The 521-nt window shown below is 45.3% G+C and carries 1 protein-coding gene; it reads right to left on the bottom strand.

What is annotated here, in order from left to right; genetic code table 11:
• Window positions 1-506: HipA N-terminal domain-containing protein (locus ACS8FD_RS24480; RefSeq protein ID WP_439277755.1), on the bottom strand; the 506-nt coding region annotated here is incomplete at its 3' end.
• Between the last annotated feature and the right edge of the window lie 15 nt (window positions 507-521).

Raw genomic sequence — 521 nt, 5'->3', positions numbered from 1 at the left:
CTTGCGCCTTGTGGTGAGCCACCGATGACGATAAGCTCAGCCAGTATGTCACTATCTTGTCCGGATAAAATCGATTGATTGGCAGCGGCTAGTTTGGCTAAAGTGAAATCAGTGATGTCGATATCGGAGCCTGATAGGTTTTGTTGTGGCTCAAAACTCAGCGCTCCCATGGCTGAATTACCAATATACGCAAGGCGATCTAAGACATTAATGGGCGTAGCATGAGTCATTGTTTTTCGAAAGAACCTATCCATTAGCAACATTCCCCAACCATCAGGTAAGCTGTCTGACAATAATCCACATAGGTAATGGCTCGACGCATGAGTACCATAATAAGGTGCTGCTCGTAATGGCATCTCAATTGGTGACAGCTCCATTCCATCAGCCAGCCACGCTGCATCATAGCCAAAGGCAGGGCGTCGTCCGTCCATCGTTAATTTGCCGATAAGACGTTTGGCTCCAAATCCTTGATAGTAAATGTTAACAATTGATATCGGTTGATACATTAAAATGGCTACCTT

This window comes from Psychrobacter sp. 1U2 (assembly GCF_051847575.1).
Note: the sequence above shows the minus strand (reverse complement) of the source record. Positions and strands in the feature narration are given on the sequence as shown.